The 14,764-nt window shown below is 68.7% G+C and carries 13 protein-coding genes; 8 read left to right on the forward strand and 5 right to left on the reverse strand.

Annotated elements, in window-relative coordinates:
- Window positions 1-87: 87 nt before the first annotated feature.
- Window positions 88-1,551 (forward strand): ArnT family glycosyltransferase, encoded by a 1,464-nt coding sequence (locus BAU06_RS06390; RefSeq protein WP_066345724.1) that lies wholly within the window; start codon window positions 88-90, stop codon window positions 1,549-1,551.
- On the opposite strand, the gene nirD is transcribed toward BAU06_RS06390, so the two are convergent.
- From nirD to BAU06_RS06415, 5 genes are all read right to left on the reverse strand, one after another.
- Window positions 1,548-1,919: a nitrite reductase small subunit NirD gene (gene nirD / locus BAU06_RS06395; RefSeq protein ID WP_066345735.1), complete on the reverse strand. Its 372-nt coding sequence runs from the start codon at window positions 1,917-1,919 to the stop codon at window positions 1,548-1,550. The two genes, BAU06_RS06390 and nirD, sit on opposite strands and share 4 nt — an antisense overlap.
- Window positions 1,919-4,468 carry a nitrite reductase large subunit NirB gene (nirB, locus tag BAU06_RS06400; protein WP_066345742.1) on the reverse strand — a complete coding sequence of 850 codons (2,550 nt, stop codon included), beginning with the start codon at window positions 4,466-4,468 and terminating at the stop codon, window positions 1,919-1,921. Before nirB ends, nirD begins: the two co-directional genes overlap by 1 nt.
- 346 nt (window positions 4,469-4,814) lie before the next feature.
- Window positions 4,815-5,264 (reverse strand): hypothetical protein, encoded by a 450-nt coding sequence (locus BAU06_RS06405; protein WP_066668656.1) that lies wholly within the window; start codon window positions 5,262-5,264, stop codon window positions 4,815-4,817.
- Window positions 5,265-5,507: 243 nt separating this feature from the next.
- Window positions 5,508-6,062 carry a GNAT family N-acetyltransferase gene (locus tag BAU06_RS06410; RefSeq protein WP_231934006.1) on the reverse strand — a complete coding sequence of 185 codons (555 nt, stop codon included), beginning with the start codon at window positions 6,060-6,062 and terminating at the stop codon, window positions 5,508-5,510.
- Between the two features lie 144 nt (window positions 6,063-6,206).
- Window positions 6,207-6,992: an IclR family transcriptional regulator gene (locus BAU06_RS06415; protein ID WP_066345759.1), complete on the reverse strand. Its 786-nt coding sequence runs from the start codon at window positions 6,990-6,992 to the stop codon at window positions 6,207-6,209.
- Between the two features lie 238 nt (window positions 6,993-7,230).
- Here BAU06_RS06415 and BAU06_RS06420 point away from each other — a divergent pair, with 238 nt between their 5' ends.
- From BAU06_RS06420 to BAU06_RS06450, 7 genes are all read left to right on the forward strand, one after another.
- The gene (locus BAU06_RS06420; RefSeq protein WP_066345764.1) at window positions 7,231-8,628 is read left to right on the forward strand and encodes an MmgE/PrpD family protein; all 1,398 of its coding nucleotides are present in this window, start codon (window positions 7,231-7,233) and stop codon (window positions 8,626-8,628) included.
- Window positions 8,629-8,678: 50 nt separating this feature from the next.
- Window positions 8,679-9,641, forward strand: coding sequence for a Bug family tripartite tricarboxylate transporter substrate binding protein (locus BAU06_RS06425; protein WP_066345766.1), 963 nt, complete (start codon window positions 8,679-8,681; stop codon window positions 9,639-9,641).
- 14 nt (window positions 9,642-9,655) lie between these two features.
- Window positions 9,656-10,558, forward strand: a complete 903-nt coding sequence (locus BAU06_RS06430) for an alpha/beta fold hydrolase (protein ID WP_066345768.1) — start codon at window positions 9,656-9,658, stop codon at window positions 10,556-10,558.
- The gene (locus tag BAU06_RS06435; RefSeq protein WP_066345779.1) at window positions 10,555-11,295 is read left to right on the forward strand and encodes a maleate cis-trans isomerase family protein; all 741 of its coding nucleotides are present in this window, start codon (window positions 10,555-10,557) and stop codon (window positions 11,293-11,295) included. The genes BAU06_RS06430 and BAU06_RS06435 overlap by 4 nt, the downstream gene beginning before the upstream one ends.
- Before the next feature lie 186 nt (window positions 11,296-11,481).
- Window positions 11,482-12,453 (forward strand): ornithine cyclodeaminase family protein, encoded by a 972-nt coding sequence (locus BAU06_RS06440; RefSeq protein WP_066345785.1) that lies wholly within the window; start codon window positions 11,482-11,484, stop codon window positions 12,451-12,453.
- Between the two features lies 1 nt (window position 12,454).
- Window positions 12,455-13,576, forward strand: coding sequence for an NAD(P)/FAD-dependent oxidoreductase (locus tag BAU06_RS06445; protein ID WP_066345793.1), 1,122 nt, complete (start codon window positions 12,455-12,457; stop codon window positions 13,574-13,576).
- Between the two features lie 120 nt (window positions 13,577-13,696).
- The gene (locus tag BAU06_RS06450; protein ID WP_066345796.1) at window positions 13,697-14,749 is read left to right on the forward strand and encodes an Ldh family oxidoreductase; all 1,053 of its coding nucleotides are present in this window, start codon (window positions 13,697-13,699) and stop codon (window positions 14,747-14,749) included.
- The last annotated feature ends 15 nt before the right edge of the window (window positions 14,750-14,764 follow it).

The raw sequence follows: 14,764 nt of genomic DNA on the forward strand, positions 1-14,764 counted from the left end.
GGGCCATAGCGCCGGCAGGCGGCCGCCTATCGCGCCGTCGGGGCCTCGCGATACTATGCCGCTGTCAACGGCGACGGAGGCGGCGACATGCGGTCCATGGCGGTTCAGGTGTGGTACGCGCTGGCGGGCATATGGGCCATACGCGTTTTCGCGATGGCGGCCATGCCCTTCGTCGATACGTCGGAGCCGCGCTATGCCGAGATCGCCCGGCTGATGGCCGTATCCGGCGATTGGATTACGCCCTGGTTCGCGCCGGACGTGCCGTTCTGGGGTAAGCCGCCGCTGGCCTTCTGGGCACAGGCGCTGTGCATCCGCGTCTTCGGCCTGTCGGAACTGAGCATCCGGATGGCCTCGCTGCCGCCGATGGCGGGCATGCTGTGGCTGGGGTACGTGCTGGCACGCAACATGTCGTCGCGCGAGGCGGCCGCGCGGTGGCTGGCGATCTTCAGCACCATGCTGCTGCCCGCGGCGGCGGCGGGGGCGGTCTTGACGGACACTTATCTGGCCTTTGCCGTCTGCCTGTGCATGACGGCGTTCCATCTTGCCGGGCAGGGCGCCGGGTGGCGCTGGCGGTATGGCTTCTTCGTCGGCCTGGGTATCGGGCTATTGGCCAAGGGGCCGCTGGCCGTGGTCCTGGTGGCCGGTGCGATCATCCCCTGGCTGGCCTGGCGCCGCTGGCTTGCCGCCGGCCCGGCGCAAGCCCTGCCGCGCCTGCCCTGGCTTTCCGGCATCCTGGTGACCGCCGCCCTGGCGTTGCCGTGGTATGTGGCGGCTGAAATCAAGACGCCCGGCTTCCTGCGCTACTTCATCCTGGGCGAGCATTTCTACCGCTTCGTGGATCCGGGCTGGCAGGGCGATCGGTATGGCTCGGCGCATGACAGTCCCTACGGCAGTATCTGGCTGGAATGGCTGGTGGCGTCGCTGCCCTGGGGCGCTGCGGGCCTGGCGGCCGCCGTGTGGCGTTGCCGCGACCGCGGGTTCCGGCGGGAGCGCCTGCCCGCCATCCTGCGCGATGCGCGCTGGAGCTATCTGCTGGCGTGGGCGCTTGCCACGCCGCTGTTCTTCACCTTCGCGGGCAACATTATCTGGACCTATGTGCTGCCGGCGCTGCCGCCGGTCGCCCTGCTGCTGGCCACGGCCATGCCGGACGCGCCGCGGCCGGCCTTGCGCAAGGCCATCCTGGCCTGCGTGCTGGCGGTGCCGCTGGCCTTCCTGGTCGTCGGGACGGCGGCGATCGTCGCCCCCGGGCGCTTCAAGACGGAGAAAGACCTGGTGAATGCCGCCGCGGCCATGCAAGCGCCCGGGGAAACGCTGTACTTCGTGGGGCGCGTGCCGTTCTCGGGACGGTTCTATTCCCGCGGCACGGCCCGCGCCATCGACCTGGACCGCGTGGACGAGGTCATACCGCCCGCCGGTGGCCGGGTATTCCTGGCCATCCCGCGCGACGACGAGGCCGAGGCGCTGGCCCGCTTGCCCGTGCACGCCCGCATGATCTACGCCAGCAAGCTGCGCCGGCTGTTCGTGGCGCAAGTGCCGGAGGCCGCGCACTAGGCCCCGTGCGCGGCCTCCGGCAGGGTCTCGACCACATCCCCATTCAGGCGCGCGCGCCAGGTGCGTAGACGGTGCTGCGGATACTCCACGCATACGCCGTCGCGCAGGCGGAAATGCTGCTTGTACAGGGGCGAGGCCACGACCAGTTCGCCGCCCAGGTGCCCCACGATGCCCCGCCCGACGACATTGGCGCCGGACTTCGGATCGCGGTTGTCGATGGCGTATAAGGGCTGGTCCGGGTTGTCGGGCAGATAGAACAGCGCGATCTGCGCGTCCTCCAGCAGGGCGACCACGCCGGAGTTGGGAACCAGGTCCTGGCGCCGGCAGACGGGGCGCCAGTCTGCGTGGCCGTTGTCGCGGGCGTTCATCAGGCGATCTCCTCGACGATGGGAATGGCGCGCAGTTCATCCGGACGGGCGGGCCGCGGCTGGCCGCGCTCCTGCACGAAGCGGATATCCGGGTCGCCGCGCCGGTCGTTGACGAAGGTGCGGAAGCGCTTGAGTTTCTCGGGGTCTTTCAGGGCATTGGCCCATTCGCATTCGTAGCGGTCCACCACCAGCTGCATCTGCGCTTCCAGTTCGGCGGCCAGGCCCAGCGAATCGTCGATGATGACGGCCTTCAGGTAGTCCAGCCCGCCTTCCAGCGCATCGCGCCACACCGACGTGCGCTGCAGCTTGTCGGCGGTGCGGATGTAGAACATCAGGAAGCGGTCGATATAGCGGATCAGGGTGGCATCGTCCAGGTCGGTGGCGAACAGCTCCGCATGGCGCGGACGCATGCCGCCGTTGCCGCACAGGTACAGGTTCCAGCCTTTTTCCGTGGCGATCACGCCGACGTCCTTGCTCTGGGCCTCCGCGCATTCGCGCGTGCAGCCCGATACCGCGAACTTCAGCTTGTGCGGCGCGCGCAGGCCTTTGTAGCGGTTCTCGATGTGCAAGGCCATGGCGACGCTGTCCTGTACGCCGTAGCGGCACCAGGTGCTGCCCACGCAGGACTTCACGGTGCGCGTGGCCTTGCCGTAGGCGTGTCCGGTTTCGAAGCCGGCATCGATCAGCGCCTGCCAGATGTCGGGCAGTTCGTGCAGTTGCGCGCCGAACAGGTCTATGCGCTGCCCGCCGGTGATCTTGGTGTAGAGCTTGTACTTCTTGGCGACGGCGCCTATGGCCAGCAGGCCGTCCGGCGTGATCTCGCCGCCGGGAATGCGCGGCACGACCGAATACGTGCCGTTCTTCTGCATATTGGCCATGAAGGTATCGTTGGTGTCCTGCAGCGGCACCAGGCTGGGATCCTGGATGGGCCGGTTCCAGCACGAGGCCAGGATGGAGGCGACGGCGGGCTTGCAGATGTCGCAGCCCACGCGGCCCCGGCCGTGCCGGGCCAGCAGCGCCTCGAAGCTTTCGATGCCTTCCACGCGGACGATGCCGTACAGCTCCTGCCGCGTGTAGGCGAAGTGTTCGCACAGGCTCTTGTCCACGGCCACGCCGCGGCGGGACAGTTCGTGCTCGAAGACCTGCTTCAGCAAGGCGGCGCAGCCGCCGCAGCCCGTGGAGGCCTTGGTGCAGGACTTGATTGTTCCCAGGTCCGTACAGCCCGCGTCGATGGCGTCGCACACCGCGCCCTTGCTGACGTTGTGGCAGGAGCAGATGGTCGCGCCGGCCGGCAGGGCATCCGGTCCCAGCGCCGGCGCGCCCTGGCCGGCGGGCAGGATCAGGCCCGCGGGATCGGCCGGCGGCGCGATGCCGTTCTGCGCGTACTGCAGCAGGGTGTCGTAATAGCTGTTGTCGCCCACCAGTACCGCGCCCAGCACGCGCTTGCCGTCGGCGGAAACGACCAGGCGGCGATAGCTGGCGCCGGCTTCGTCGATATAGCGATAACTGACCGCCCCGGGCGTGCGGCCATGGGCGTCGCCGATGGAGCCCACGTCCACGCCCAGCAGCTTGAGCTTGGTGGACATGTCGGCGCCGGTGAAGGGCTGCGGCGCAGCGCCGCACAGGTCGGCCGCGGCCGTGCGCGCCATCTGGTAGCCGGGCGCCACCAGGCCGAAAACCGTGCCGTTCCAGATCGCGCATTCCCCGATGGCGTACACGTCCTTGTCGCTGGTGCGGCAAAAGTCGTCGATGACGATGCCGCCGCGCTCGCCCACCGTCAGTCCGGCTGCGCGGCCCAGCCCGTCGCGCGGCCGGATGCCCGCCGAGAACACGACCAGGTCGGTCTCCAACGGCTCTCCTTCGGCGAAGCGCATGCTGTAGCGGTAGCGCAGGCCCTCCTTGATCGACTGCGTGGCGCGCGACAGGTGGACGCTGGCGCCCAATGCCTCGATGCGCGACTTCAAGGCGGCACCGCCGAAGTCATCCAGTTGCACGGGCATGAGGCGCGGCGCGAACTCCACGACATGCACTTCCAGTCCCAGGGTCTTCAGCGAGTTGGCCGCTTCCAGCCCCAGCAGGCCGCCGCCCACGACCACGCCGCGGCGCGCGCCGGCCGCCGCCGCGCGGATCAGGTCCAGGTCGTCCAGCGTGCGGTACACCAGGCCGGCCGTGCCTTCGGCCCCGGCCACGGGGGGCACGAAGGGAAAGGAGCCGGTGGCCAGCACCAGCTTGTCGTAGGCCTGGCGTCCTTCGTCGGTGACGATCTCGCGGTTGCGGCGGTCGATCTCCTGCACCCGTACGCCCAGGCGCAGGCTCAGGCCGGGCCGTTCGTAGAAGGCCGCATCGCTCATGGCCATCGATTCGGCATCGCGGCCGGCCAGGTATTCGGACAAATGGACGCGGTCGTAGGCGCGGCGGCTTTCCTCGCCATAGACCAGAATGCGGTAGCGGTCGAGCGCGCCTTGGGCAATCAGTTGCTCGACGAAGTGATGGCCGACCATGCCATTGCCGATCACGATCAATGTTTCGGCGGGGTGCGTTGCATTCATGGGTTTCACCGGGGCGTAGCGATTGCGTTTTCAAAAGACAAAAAGGCGCCCGCGACCGTGAGGTCGAGGCGCCTTTGCCTGGGATGCTCAAGTTGTAGTGCCGGGGCCGTTCCCGACCCTGTCAGCAAAGCAATACGCATGCCAAACGCGCCGCGCGGGCGGACGGGCGTGGCAACGCGGTTCCGTGCGCCACGGTGGTGCCGAATCCCGTGCGCTATGCACGATGTTGGGGCGCTCCGGCGCTCCGGCGCTCCGGCGTTCCGGCGTTCCGGCGCTCCGGCGCTCCGGCTGTCCATCGTTCCGGCGTGCCGGCCGCGTGGGCGCCGGCGGCGGGCCGGCTCGCTTCCTAGCCCACTTCCAGCCGGTTGATCCAGTCGTCCGGGTTCAATGCATGGATGTAGCGGCGGCAGGTCCAGAGATCGCCGTTGTAGTCGCTGCCCAGGATGATGTCGTCCTTTCCGATCCGCAGCCTGATGGTGCAATGGACGTGGACGACGATAGGCGTTTGGACGGAAAAGCTGGCGTCGATGTCCTTCAGCTTGTCGCCCTTGAACAGGCCCGCCGAGGCCCGGGTCGTTTGCGTGACGGTGTCCGTGCGCGTCTCGTTGGTCGACCACACCAGGATGCGCATGCCGGCGACGTTTTCTTCTCCCACGGGCACGCCCAGCCGCTGTATGGCGGCTTCCAGATGCTGGCCATGCAGGGTCCGCAGCCCGCGAGCGAGTCTTTCCTGCGGGGTGGCGCAGCCCGCCAGCAGGGCGGTGGCCAGTATCAGAATCCGGGTACTTTGCGTCATGGGCTGTCGCGGCATGCAAGCCGTCCTGTGGGGCGACGGGGCGCGGCGGTCCATGAGCCGGATGGCTGCGCGCGCCCGCCATTGAAAACCGGATAGGCTAGGCGGCACGCGCCAGGCGGTAAGCCGGCGGGCGCATCGGCCGCGCACGGCAATCGCCGATATCGCTGTAGGAAAACCGGGGCCACGCGCCGCGACATGCGCGGCGACAGGCCTAGCGCGGCCTTGCGCGGCCTTGCGAGGCCGTCAGCGCAATAGGCGCGCCATGATCACCACGTCTTCGTGCAGGCCATCCAGATAGCGCGCCTTGCGCTTGAGCCCTTCCTCGACGAATCCGCAAGACCGGTAGAGGGCGCGTGCCGGCGCGTTGCCGGCATAGACCTCGAGTTCGATGCGGCTCAGTTCCTGGGCCGCGGCGGCATCCAGGGCCGCGCTCAGCAGCGCCTTGCCGACGCCGCGGCCGCGCCATGATGCATGCACGCCCATGCCCAGCACACCGGTGTGCGTGAAGCCCGGCTGGCTCAGGGGAACGATATCGCACCAGCCGATGACCTCGTCGCGCGCCACCGCGATGAAGTGGGGATGGCGCATGGCGATGTTGTGCATGACGAAGGCGCGCGTCTGTTCCGACGGCGGCGCCTCCAGGAAACTGAGGTGGCGCCGTTCACGGGCGACCGTGTCCAGCGCTCGCCGGTAGCCGGGAATATGGGCAGGCGTGATGCGCAGGATCCTGAAGTCGCCGGATGGCGCGGCCTCTATACGCGGCGGCCGTATGCGCAGGGGAAGCTGCATTCGTTTCATGGTCGCTGTGTCCGGAACCCAGCAGGCATAGTACGCCGCGCGACGCCGTCGGCGCGGCCGCCGGCGCGTGATTTGCAAAGCGTTTCATGCGCGCGGCCTGCTCTTCATTCAACGCCGCTCGCGTATCTGCCGGACAGTCGTATCTCAGGACCAGCCCATGCGTTGCATCAGCAGCGCCGCGGCTTCGCGCAGCATGGGCAGCAGGGCCTGCTGCCTGGCGGCATCGAAGCGGAAGTCGGGGATGGTCAGCGTCAGGTTGCCGCGCACGTCGCCGCGGGCATCGAAGAACGGCATGGACAAGCCGTGGGCGCCGGGCGCGCGCTGCGAAAAGCTGGACGCCCAGCCGGCCCTGCGTATGGCGTGTAGCGATCGGCGTAGTTCGGCTTCGTCCATCGGACGGCCGTCCAATGGCGAAGGCTCGGCGCGCGCGATCACCTGTTCGATTTCCTCGGGGCGCAGAAAGGCCAGCAGCGAACGTCCCGCCGAGCCCCAGCCCAGCGGTTCCAGGCGGTTGATCTCGATGCGGTAGCGCAGCGGATGCGCCGGCGATGCCGACAGGGAGAAGAACATCTTCAGGTCTTCCCGCGCGAGCACGGTCAGCAAGACGGTTTCGTCGGTGCGGTCGCGCAGGGCGCGCAGGATGGGATCGGCGACGTGGTGCAGAGGCAGTTGCGCGGCCAGGCGTCCCGCCAGCCGATAGAGCTCGATGCCGGGCACATATTGGCCTTCTTCGTCCTGCGTGACGAAGGCCAGCGGCTTGCAGAGGGCCAGCAGGCGATGCGTGGTGCCGCGCGGCAGGTTCAGGCTGCGCGACAGCTCGTTCAGCCCCCAGCGGTCTTTTTCCGCGAAGCGGCTCAGGATGCGCAGCACGCGGTTCACAGTGCCGGTATCGGCATCGCTGGCGCCGGCGGGCGGGGCGGATGGCTGCATGGAGCGGGTCTCCGGGAGCACAGGGGCGGGACGACGCGCCGGCCCTTGACAAGCGGCGACGCGTGCATTTATAGTCCATTGAACGATACACTAGTTCGGTGAGCGAAACAACCGAAGCGGAACGACTGCGGCGGAACAACCCGGACGGCAGGGGAATCGGATCGAGCGCGGCCAACACGCGCGACAGACCGCATCGGCGTGGCGCGCGGACCGATGCATGGCCACAGGAGACCAGCGCATGCATGCAACCCACCCGGCGCAGGCCGGATCGCCACGCGCGACGGCCGGCCCAGCGGCCGCCGCGCCCACGCCCAGCGTCGCCGAACAATGGGCAGCCTTCCTCCACGACACCCGCTTTTCCGATCTGCCCGCGCCTACCGTTGCGCGCGCCAAGTCGCGGCTGCTGGATGCGCTGGCGACCGCGATGGCCGCGCGCGATCTGCCGGTACCGGCCGTCGCGCGCCGCTTCGTGCGGGCCAACCGCGGTCCCGCCACGGTGATCGGCCACGCGGAACGCCTGCCTGCCGTGGACGCGGCCTTCGTCAACGCCACGCTGGTCAACGGCTGTACCCATGACGACTTCCTGGCCAAGTCCCATCCGGGGGCGGTCACCATTCCGGCCGCCCTGGCCTCGGGCGAAGCGCACGGCGCGAGCGGCGCCGAGCTGCTGGCCGCCATCGTGCTGGGCTATGACATCGTGGCGCGCGCCTACCTGGGCGCGCCGGGCATGTTGCCCGCCTTTCGCGGGACCGGCGTGGCCGGTGCCATCGGCGCGGCCGCTGCCGCCGGCAGGATGCTGGCGCTGGATCGCCAGCGGATGGTCAACGCATTGGGGTGCGCGGCCATGTTCGCCTCGGGCTTTGGCGAAGGCTTCCGTTCCGGAACCATGGACGTCAAGCTGAACGTGGGCTGGGCGTCGCGGACCGGCGTGTCGGCGGCCGAGCTGGCCGCCGCGGGGGCCACGGCATCGCCCCTGGCTTTCGAAGGCGAATCCGGCTACTTCCGCGCCTTCGGGCGCACGGCGGATCATGCCGCCGACGCCACGCGCGACCTGGGCCGCCGCTTCATGATCGACGAGGTGGTCTACAAGGAACGCCCGGTGTGCATCTTCGTGCAGACGCCCGTGCATCTGGCCTTGACGCTGCGGGCGCGGCACGGTTTCGATCCCGCGCGCATCGAACGCGTGACGATACGCGCGCCGTGGCTGACGCTGACCAATCCCGGCTACACCAATGTGGCGCCGTACCAGACGCCCTTGAAGGCTCGCATCAGCGTGCGCTTCACGGTGGCCGCCGCGCTGCTGGGCCGTCCGGTGGACGAATATGCCTGGTACGACAATACCGCGGACCCGGAGGTCCTGGCGCTGTCCGACCGTATCGATCTGCTGGATCCCGCCCCGGACCAGGACGGCCGCGTGGACCTGGAAGTCCTGCATGCCGGCGCCTCGCATGGCATCTCCGGCCTGGAGATGGACAGCCTGACGCCGACCACCGACAAGATCGTCGCCAAGTTCCGCCGGCTGACGGAGCCGTGCATGCCGGCGGCGCGCGGCGCCGCGCTGCTGGACATGGTGATGGCGCTGGAGGACGTGCCGGATATCGGCGCGCTGACGGCGCTGCTGCGGCCCGCCGAATGACCCATAGGGCCCCGCGTCCGGGGCCCATATAACTATCAGGAGACCCACCCATGAAATTGGCCAGCCTCATGGCGGCGGCCGTCGCGACGCTCGTCGTCGGCGCCCCCGCCCACGCCGCCTATCCGGACCGCCCCATACACGTCATCGTGCCGTTCCCGCCCGGCGGTTCGACCGACGTGGTCACGCGCATCGTCGTGGCGAAGGCGCAGGAACTGCTCGGGCAGAACATCATCGTGGAAAACCGCGGCGGCGCGGGCAGCATCATCGGCTCGGACTACGTGGCCAAGGCCGCGCCGGACGGCTATACGCTGCTGGTGGGCCAGACGGCCTTCGCCGTGAACGCGTCGCTGCGCGAGAAGCTGCCGTACGACACGGTCAAGGACTTCACGCCCATCGCGCTGATGGCCGACCACCCCGGTGTCTTCCTGGCCCAGCACAGCAAGCCCTACGACACCTTCAAGGAGTTCATCGCCTATGCCAAGGCCAACCCGGGCAAGGTGGTGTATTCGTCCGCCGGCACGGGCAGCTGGCCGCACCTGTCCATGACCATGCTGGCCAAGGATGCCGGCTTGCAGATGGTGCATGTGCCCTACCAGGGCACCGGTCCCGCCAAGGCCGACCTGATCGCCGGCCGCGTGGACGTCAAGATCGAGGCCTATGCGACCTCCATGGGCATGGTGAAGGAAGGGAAGCTGAAGGTACTGGCGGTGACCAGCGCGCAGCGCGACCCCATCCTGCCCGATGTGCCGACCATCGCGGAGCTCGGCTACCCCGGTTATGAAACGTCCTACTGGATCGGCCTGCTCGGCCCGGCCGGGATGCCGCCCGATGTCACCGCCAAGCTGGAAAAGGTGTTCATCCAGGCGGTGAACGACCCGGGGGTCAAGCAGAAGCTGGAAGCCCAGACCATCCACCCGCATGCCCTGCCGGCGAAAGACCTGCAAGCCCTGATCCAGAAGGAGATCGACAAATGGGCCACGGTGATCAAGGACAGCAACATCGATAAGCAATAGGGAAGGTGGCCCCCATGCCGCAGCACAACGATACGGCCGGCGCCGCGTCCGCCGGCAGCTTCAAGGACTACGCCGCCGGCCGGGCCGCCTCGGCCCGCGTGGCGGTGTCGCCCGGCGTCGAGCTCGCCTACGTGGTGGACGACTACACCGATGGCTGGCGCGACGCGCCGTTGGCGATGTTATTGCATGGCGTGGCGGAGTCGGCCGAGGCCTACACCGGCTGGGTGCCGCGGCTGGCGCGGCGCTGCCGCGTGCTGCGCGTCGATCTGCGCGGGCATGGATTGTCATCGCCGGTCGACGAGCACGATGCATTGTCCATCGGCGCCATGGCGGACGATATCGACGCCCTGGCGCGGCGTATCGGCCGGCCGATCCACGTGGTGGGCGCCAAGCTGGGCGCGCAGATCGCGCTGGAGCTGGCGCAGCGCAACGCGCCCTGGATGGCATCGATGACCCTGGCCGGCGTGCTGATCTCCCCTGGCGGAGCGCTGGGCAAATGGGTCGACGAATGGATAGGCCTGGTCGACGCATCCGGCGTGGAAGGCTGGGCGCGCGCCACCATGCCTGGCCGCCTGGGGAGTGCCCTGCCGCCGGCGGCCATGGCGTGGTGGACCCGCTATATGGGCATGGCGCCCGCGGCCACGGTCAAGGCCTGCATACGCATGTTTCCCCGCCTGGCCGAGCCGGAACGGCTGGAAGCCATACGCTGCCCGACGCAGGTGATCGTCGCCGTCCAACCCGAAAAGCCCGGCGCCTACGATCAGCGCCAGCCGGTGGCGGAAGTACGCCGCTGGCAGACCCGCATTCCCGGATCGGAACTGGTGGAGTTGCAGGCCGATTCGTACCACATCGCCGCCACGCATCCCGACGCGTGCGCGGACATCGCCCTGGGTTTTATTGAAAGGATTTCATCATGATGGGATGGCGCGGCCGCATCGGCTTTCTGGTTCCCCCGGGCAATCCGACCGTGGAGCCCGAGATGCAGCAATTGGTCCCCAAGGGGGTATCGCTGCATTTCACGCGCATGGTGGCCCACGGCTTGACCGGCGCCCATGCGGGCCAGGAAGACCGCAACCGCACGCAGATCGCGCACATACCCGAGAACGTCGAACTGCTGGCCATGGTCAGGCCCGGCGTGATCGTGATGGCGCACACCGCCACCAGCTATACGCTGGGCAGGCAGGGTGAAGCCGAACTGGCGGCGCGGATGGAACAACAGCACGGCATTCCCTTCGTCACCGCCTTCGGCAGCGTGCTGGCGGCGTTCAGGCACCTGGGCATCGAGCGGGTGGCCTATGCCACGCCCTACAACGAGCAGACCACGCTGCAGGGCAGGGCGCACCTGGAAGCGTGCGGCATGAAGGTCGTGGCGCACGGCATCCTTCCCAATGTGGTGAACATCTACGACGAAACGCCGGAGCGGGCCTACGCCCTGGGGCGGCAGGTGGATCACCCGGATGCGCAGGCCTTGTTCCTGAGCGGCGTGGGCATGCCTACCGTGGACGCCATCAATCTGCTGGAACGCGACCTGGGCAAGCCGGTGATTTCCAGCGCCACCGCGATGATGTGGAATGCGCTGCGGACCATAGGCGTGCGCGACACGGCCGCCGATGGCGGGCTGTTGCTGTCCGGCGTGTCCAGGGCGGCGGGCTGACGGCGGATTGCCGGGCCACGCGGCCGGCCGGTTCCCGCCATGCGTCGCGCAAAGCGGCGCGGGCTTGACAGGCGGTGGCGGCCCGGCTTAACAATCTGCCTGCTTTTCCGTGTTCCAGGCGGGCCGCCGCGTGCCGGCGGCCCGGGTTTTTCTTTCGGCGCGAGCCGCAGCAAACAGGATACCGGCATGGTGCTCTACTTGAATGAATCCGACGTGCGTCAACTCCTGACCATGTCGCGCGCGGTGGAAGAAGTCGAACGCGCCTTCTCGGCGCATGGCCGGGGCAAGGCGTTCGACGTGCCGCGGCGCCGGACCCGGCAGCCGGGCGGGCATCTGCACATCCTGCAGGCGGCCGCGCCGGAGATCGGCTATATCGGCTACAAGGCCTACTACAACCGGCCGGGCAAGCCGCTCAATACCCTGCTGCACATGATGAACCACGAGCAGGGCAATACCGAGGCCATCATCGAATCGGATTGGCTGGGCCGCATCCGCACCGGCGCGGCCACCGGCGTCGCGGCACGCTATCTGGCGCGCCAGGATGCCCGCATCCTGGGCCTCTTCGGCTATGGCCGCCATGCCCGCACCCAGCTGGAAGCCGTGTGCACCGTGCGCGACATCGCCGAAGTAAAAGTGTTCGGCCGCAACCAGGACGCGGTGCGCGCGTTCTGCGACGAAATGTCCCAGCGCGTATCGGCCAAGGTGCGGCCCGCGCAGTCGCGCGAGGAAACCGTGCGCGGCTCGGACATCATCGTCACCATGACGCGTGCATCGGAGCCCCTCTTCGACGGCCGCTGGCTGGAGCCGGGGCAGTTCGTCGCCGCGACCGGGTCCAATGCCCTGGACCGCCGCGAAATCGACACCGAAACCGTGCGGCGCGCCGACATCATCGCCGTCGACTCGCGCGAAGTGGCGCAGGGCGAATGCGGGGATCTGCTGCCGGCCTTCGAGAACGGCCTGATTTATTGGGAAAACCTGGCGGACATGGGCGGGGTGGTCACCGGACGCTGGCCCGGCCGCACGGCCGACGCGCAGATCACGCTGTTCGAGTCCCATGGCATGGCGGTCCAGGATCTGTACGCGGGCGCGGCGATACTGGCGGCCGCGCGCGAACGCGGCATGGGCGTGCCGCTGCCCATGGGCCCCACGGGAGACTGAATTGCAGAAGATCGATTGCGCCGTCATCGGCGCGGGGGTGGTTGGCCTGTCCGTCGCGCGCCATCTGGCGCAGGCGGGGCGCGAAGTGGTCATCCTGGAGGCGGAGAACGCCATCGGCACGCAGACGAGCTCGCGCAACTCCGAGGTCATCCATGCCGGCATTTCCTATCCGGCCAATTCGCTGAAGGCGCGGCTGTGCGTGGAAGGGCGCGACGCGATGTACGCCTACTGCGCCGAACGCGGCATCGGCCACCGCCGCGTGGGCAAGCTTATCGTCGCCACCACCGAGGACGACATGGCGGGCCTGAAGAAGTACGTCGACCAGGGCAAGGCGGCCGGCGTGCACGACCTGCGCGCCGTGGACCAGGACGAACTGAAGCGCATGGAGCCGGAGGTGCGCGCCGTGGCGGCGGTGTACTCGCCGTCCACCGGCATCGTCGACAGCCATGGCCTGATGCTGGCCTACCTGGGCGACGCGGAGAACGCCGGCGCGGTCCTGGCCCTGAACAGTCCGGTGCTGGGCGGCGAGGTCACGTCCGATGGCATCGTGTTGCGGGTGGGCGGCGACGAGCCCATGGAAGTCCTGTGCCGCGACGTGGTCAACGCCGCGGGACTGTATGCGCAGAAAGTGGCGGGCAGCCTGGATGGCGTGCCCACGCCCGCGATACCGCCCATCCACTATGCCATCGGCCGGTACTACACCATGAGCGGCAAGTCGCCCTTCACGCACCTGGTCTACCCGGTGTCGCGGGTCTCCCACCTGCGCGTGCACGTCACCCTGGACCTGGGCGGGCAATGCAAGTTCGGTCCCGACCTGGAGTGGATAGACCGCGTGGACTACCGCTTCCAGGACGGCGCCGAGGCGGATTTCTACGAGGGCATCCGGCGGTACTACCCCGGGCTGGCCGACGGCGCGCTGCAGCCCGGCTACACCGGTATCCGGCCGCGGCTGGCCGGCCCGAACGACCCGCTCCATTCCGGCGCGGCCGATTTCGTGGTCCAGACCCCGGCCGTGCACGGCGCCAAGGGGCTGGTCAACCTGTTCGGCATCGAGTCGCCCGGCCTGACCTCTTCCATCGCGCTGGGCCGCTATGTCGCGCAAAAGGTGGCCGGCGCGGACTGATGCGTATCACGCATCAATGCCACGGATATTTGCGCTTTACTGAGTCCGCGCGCTTGCGCATCATGCTGGCCGTGCCGCCGGACCGGGCGGCGCTTCTGCTTTCACAGGGACGACACAGCCATGACCGAGCAAGCGCAAGACAAGACACTTTTCACCGAGGCGGAACTGACCGCGCTCGGGACCCGCGCCTTCATGGGCCTGGGGCTGCCCGAGGCGGACGCGGCCGACGTGGTGCGCGTCCTGGTGCTGGCGGACTTGTTCGGCCTGTCCACCCATGGCCTGAGCCGCATCGAATCGTATGGCGAACGCCTGCAGGTCAAGGGCATCAATGCGCGGGCCCGCGTCACCACCGAAACCGTCGCGCGCGCCTTGCGCCTGATCGACGGCGATAACGGCGTCGGTCCGCTGGTCGGCATGCACGCGCTGCGCGCCGCGATGGAGGCGGCGAGCGCCTGCGGCGTGGGCGTGGCCTTCGCGCGCGGCAGCAATCATTTCGGCCCCATCTCGCCCTACGGCCTGATCGCCGCGCAGGCGGGCTATGCCAGCATCATCGGCAGCAATGCCACGACCACCATCGCGCCGTGGGGCGGCAGCGATGCCCGGCTGGGCAACAGTCCCCTGGGGTTCGGCGTGCCCAATCCGGGCGGCGATCCTTTCCTGCTCGACATGGCGATGAGCGTGGTGGCTCGCGCGAAGATACGCAATGCGCTCAAGCGCGGCGAGGCCATACCGGATACCTGGGCCACCGATGCCGGCGGTCGTCCCACCACGGACCCCAAGGCAGCCCTGGACGGGTTCCTGCTGCCCATCGGCGGACACAAGGGCTACGGGCTGGCCTTGCTGGTGGACCTGTTCTCCGGCCTGCTGTCGAACGCGGCGTACCTGACGCATGTGAAGTCCTGGGTCGATGCGCCCGACGAGCCGCAGAACCTGGGCCACTTCTTCATCCTGATCGATACGCGCCGCCTGGGCTCGCCGCAGTGGCTGGCCGAGCGCATGAACGATTTCGCGGCCATCCTGCACGACAGCGCGCCCACCGATCCGGCGCGGCCGGTGATCGTCCCCGGCGAAATCGAGTTGCGCAAAATGGCGCGGCAGCGGGAAGAAGGCATCGCGCTGGATCCGGCGACGGTGGCGCTGCTGCGCCGGCACGCCGCCAAGGCCCCGGCCTAGCGCCGGCTTACGACA

The sequence above is a fragment of the Bordetella bronchialis genome (assembly GCF_001676705.1).
Taxonomy (GTDB): Bacteria; Pseudomonadota; Gammaproteobacteria; order Burkholderiales; family Burkholderiaceae_B; genus Bordetella_C; species Bordetella_C bronchialis.

What these genes read in the sequence shown, in the direction of transcription:
- BAU06_RS06390 (WP_066345724.1), top strand. Translation starts at nt 88, where the DNA reads ATGCGGTCCATGGCGGTTCAGGTGTGGTACGCGCTGGCGGGCATATGG.
- nirD (WP_066345735.1), bottom strand. Translation starts at nt 1,919, where the DNA reads ATGAACGCCCGCGACAACGGCCACGCAGACTGGCGCCCCGTCTGCCGG.
- nirB (WP_066345742.1), bottom strand. Translation starts at nt 4,468, where the DNA reads ATGAATGCAACGCACCCCGCCGAAACATTGATCGTGATCGGCAATGGC.
- BAU06_RS06405 (WP_066668656.1), bottom strand. Translation starts at nt 5,264, where the DNA reads ATGACGCAAAGTACCCGGATTCTGATACTGGCCACCGCCCTGCTGGCG.
- BAU06_RS06410 (WP_231934006.1), bottom strand. Translation starts at nt 6,062, where the DNA reads ATGAAACGAATGCAGCTTCCCCTGCGCATACGGCCGCCGCGTATAGAG.
- BAU06_RS06415 (WP_066345759.1), bottom strand. Translation starts at nt 6,992, where the DNA reads ATGCAGCCATCCGCCCCGCCCGCCGGCGCCAGCGATGCCGATACCGGC.
- BAU06_RS06420 (WP_066345764.1), top strand. Translation starts at nt 7,231, where the DNA reads ATGCATGCAACCCACCCGGCGCAGGCCGGATCGCCACGCGCGACGGCC.
- BAU06_RS06425 (WP_066345766.1), top strand. Translation starts at nt 8,679, where the DNA reads ATGAAATTGGCCAGCCTCATGGCGGCGGCCGTCGCGACGCTCGTCGTC.
- BAU06_RS06430 (WP_066345768.1), top strand. Translation starts at nt 9,656, where the DNA reads ATGCCGCAGCACAACGATACGGCCGGCGCCGCGTCCGCCGGCAGCTTC.
- BAU06_RS06435 (WP_066345779.1), top strand. Translation starts at nt 10,555, where the DNA reads ATGATGGGATGGCGCGGCCGCATCGGCTTTCTGGTTCCCCCGGGCAAT.
- BAU06_RS06440 (WP_066345785.1), top strand. Translation starts at nt 11,482, where the DNA reads ATGGTGCTCTACTTGAATGAATCCGACGTGCGTCAACTCCTGACCATG.
- BAU06_RS06450 (WP_066345796.1), top strand. Translation starts at nt 13,697, where the DNA reads ATGACCGAGCAAGCGCAAGACAAGACACTTTTCACCGAGGCGGAACTG.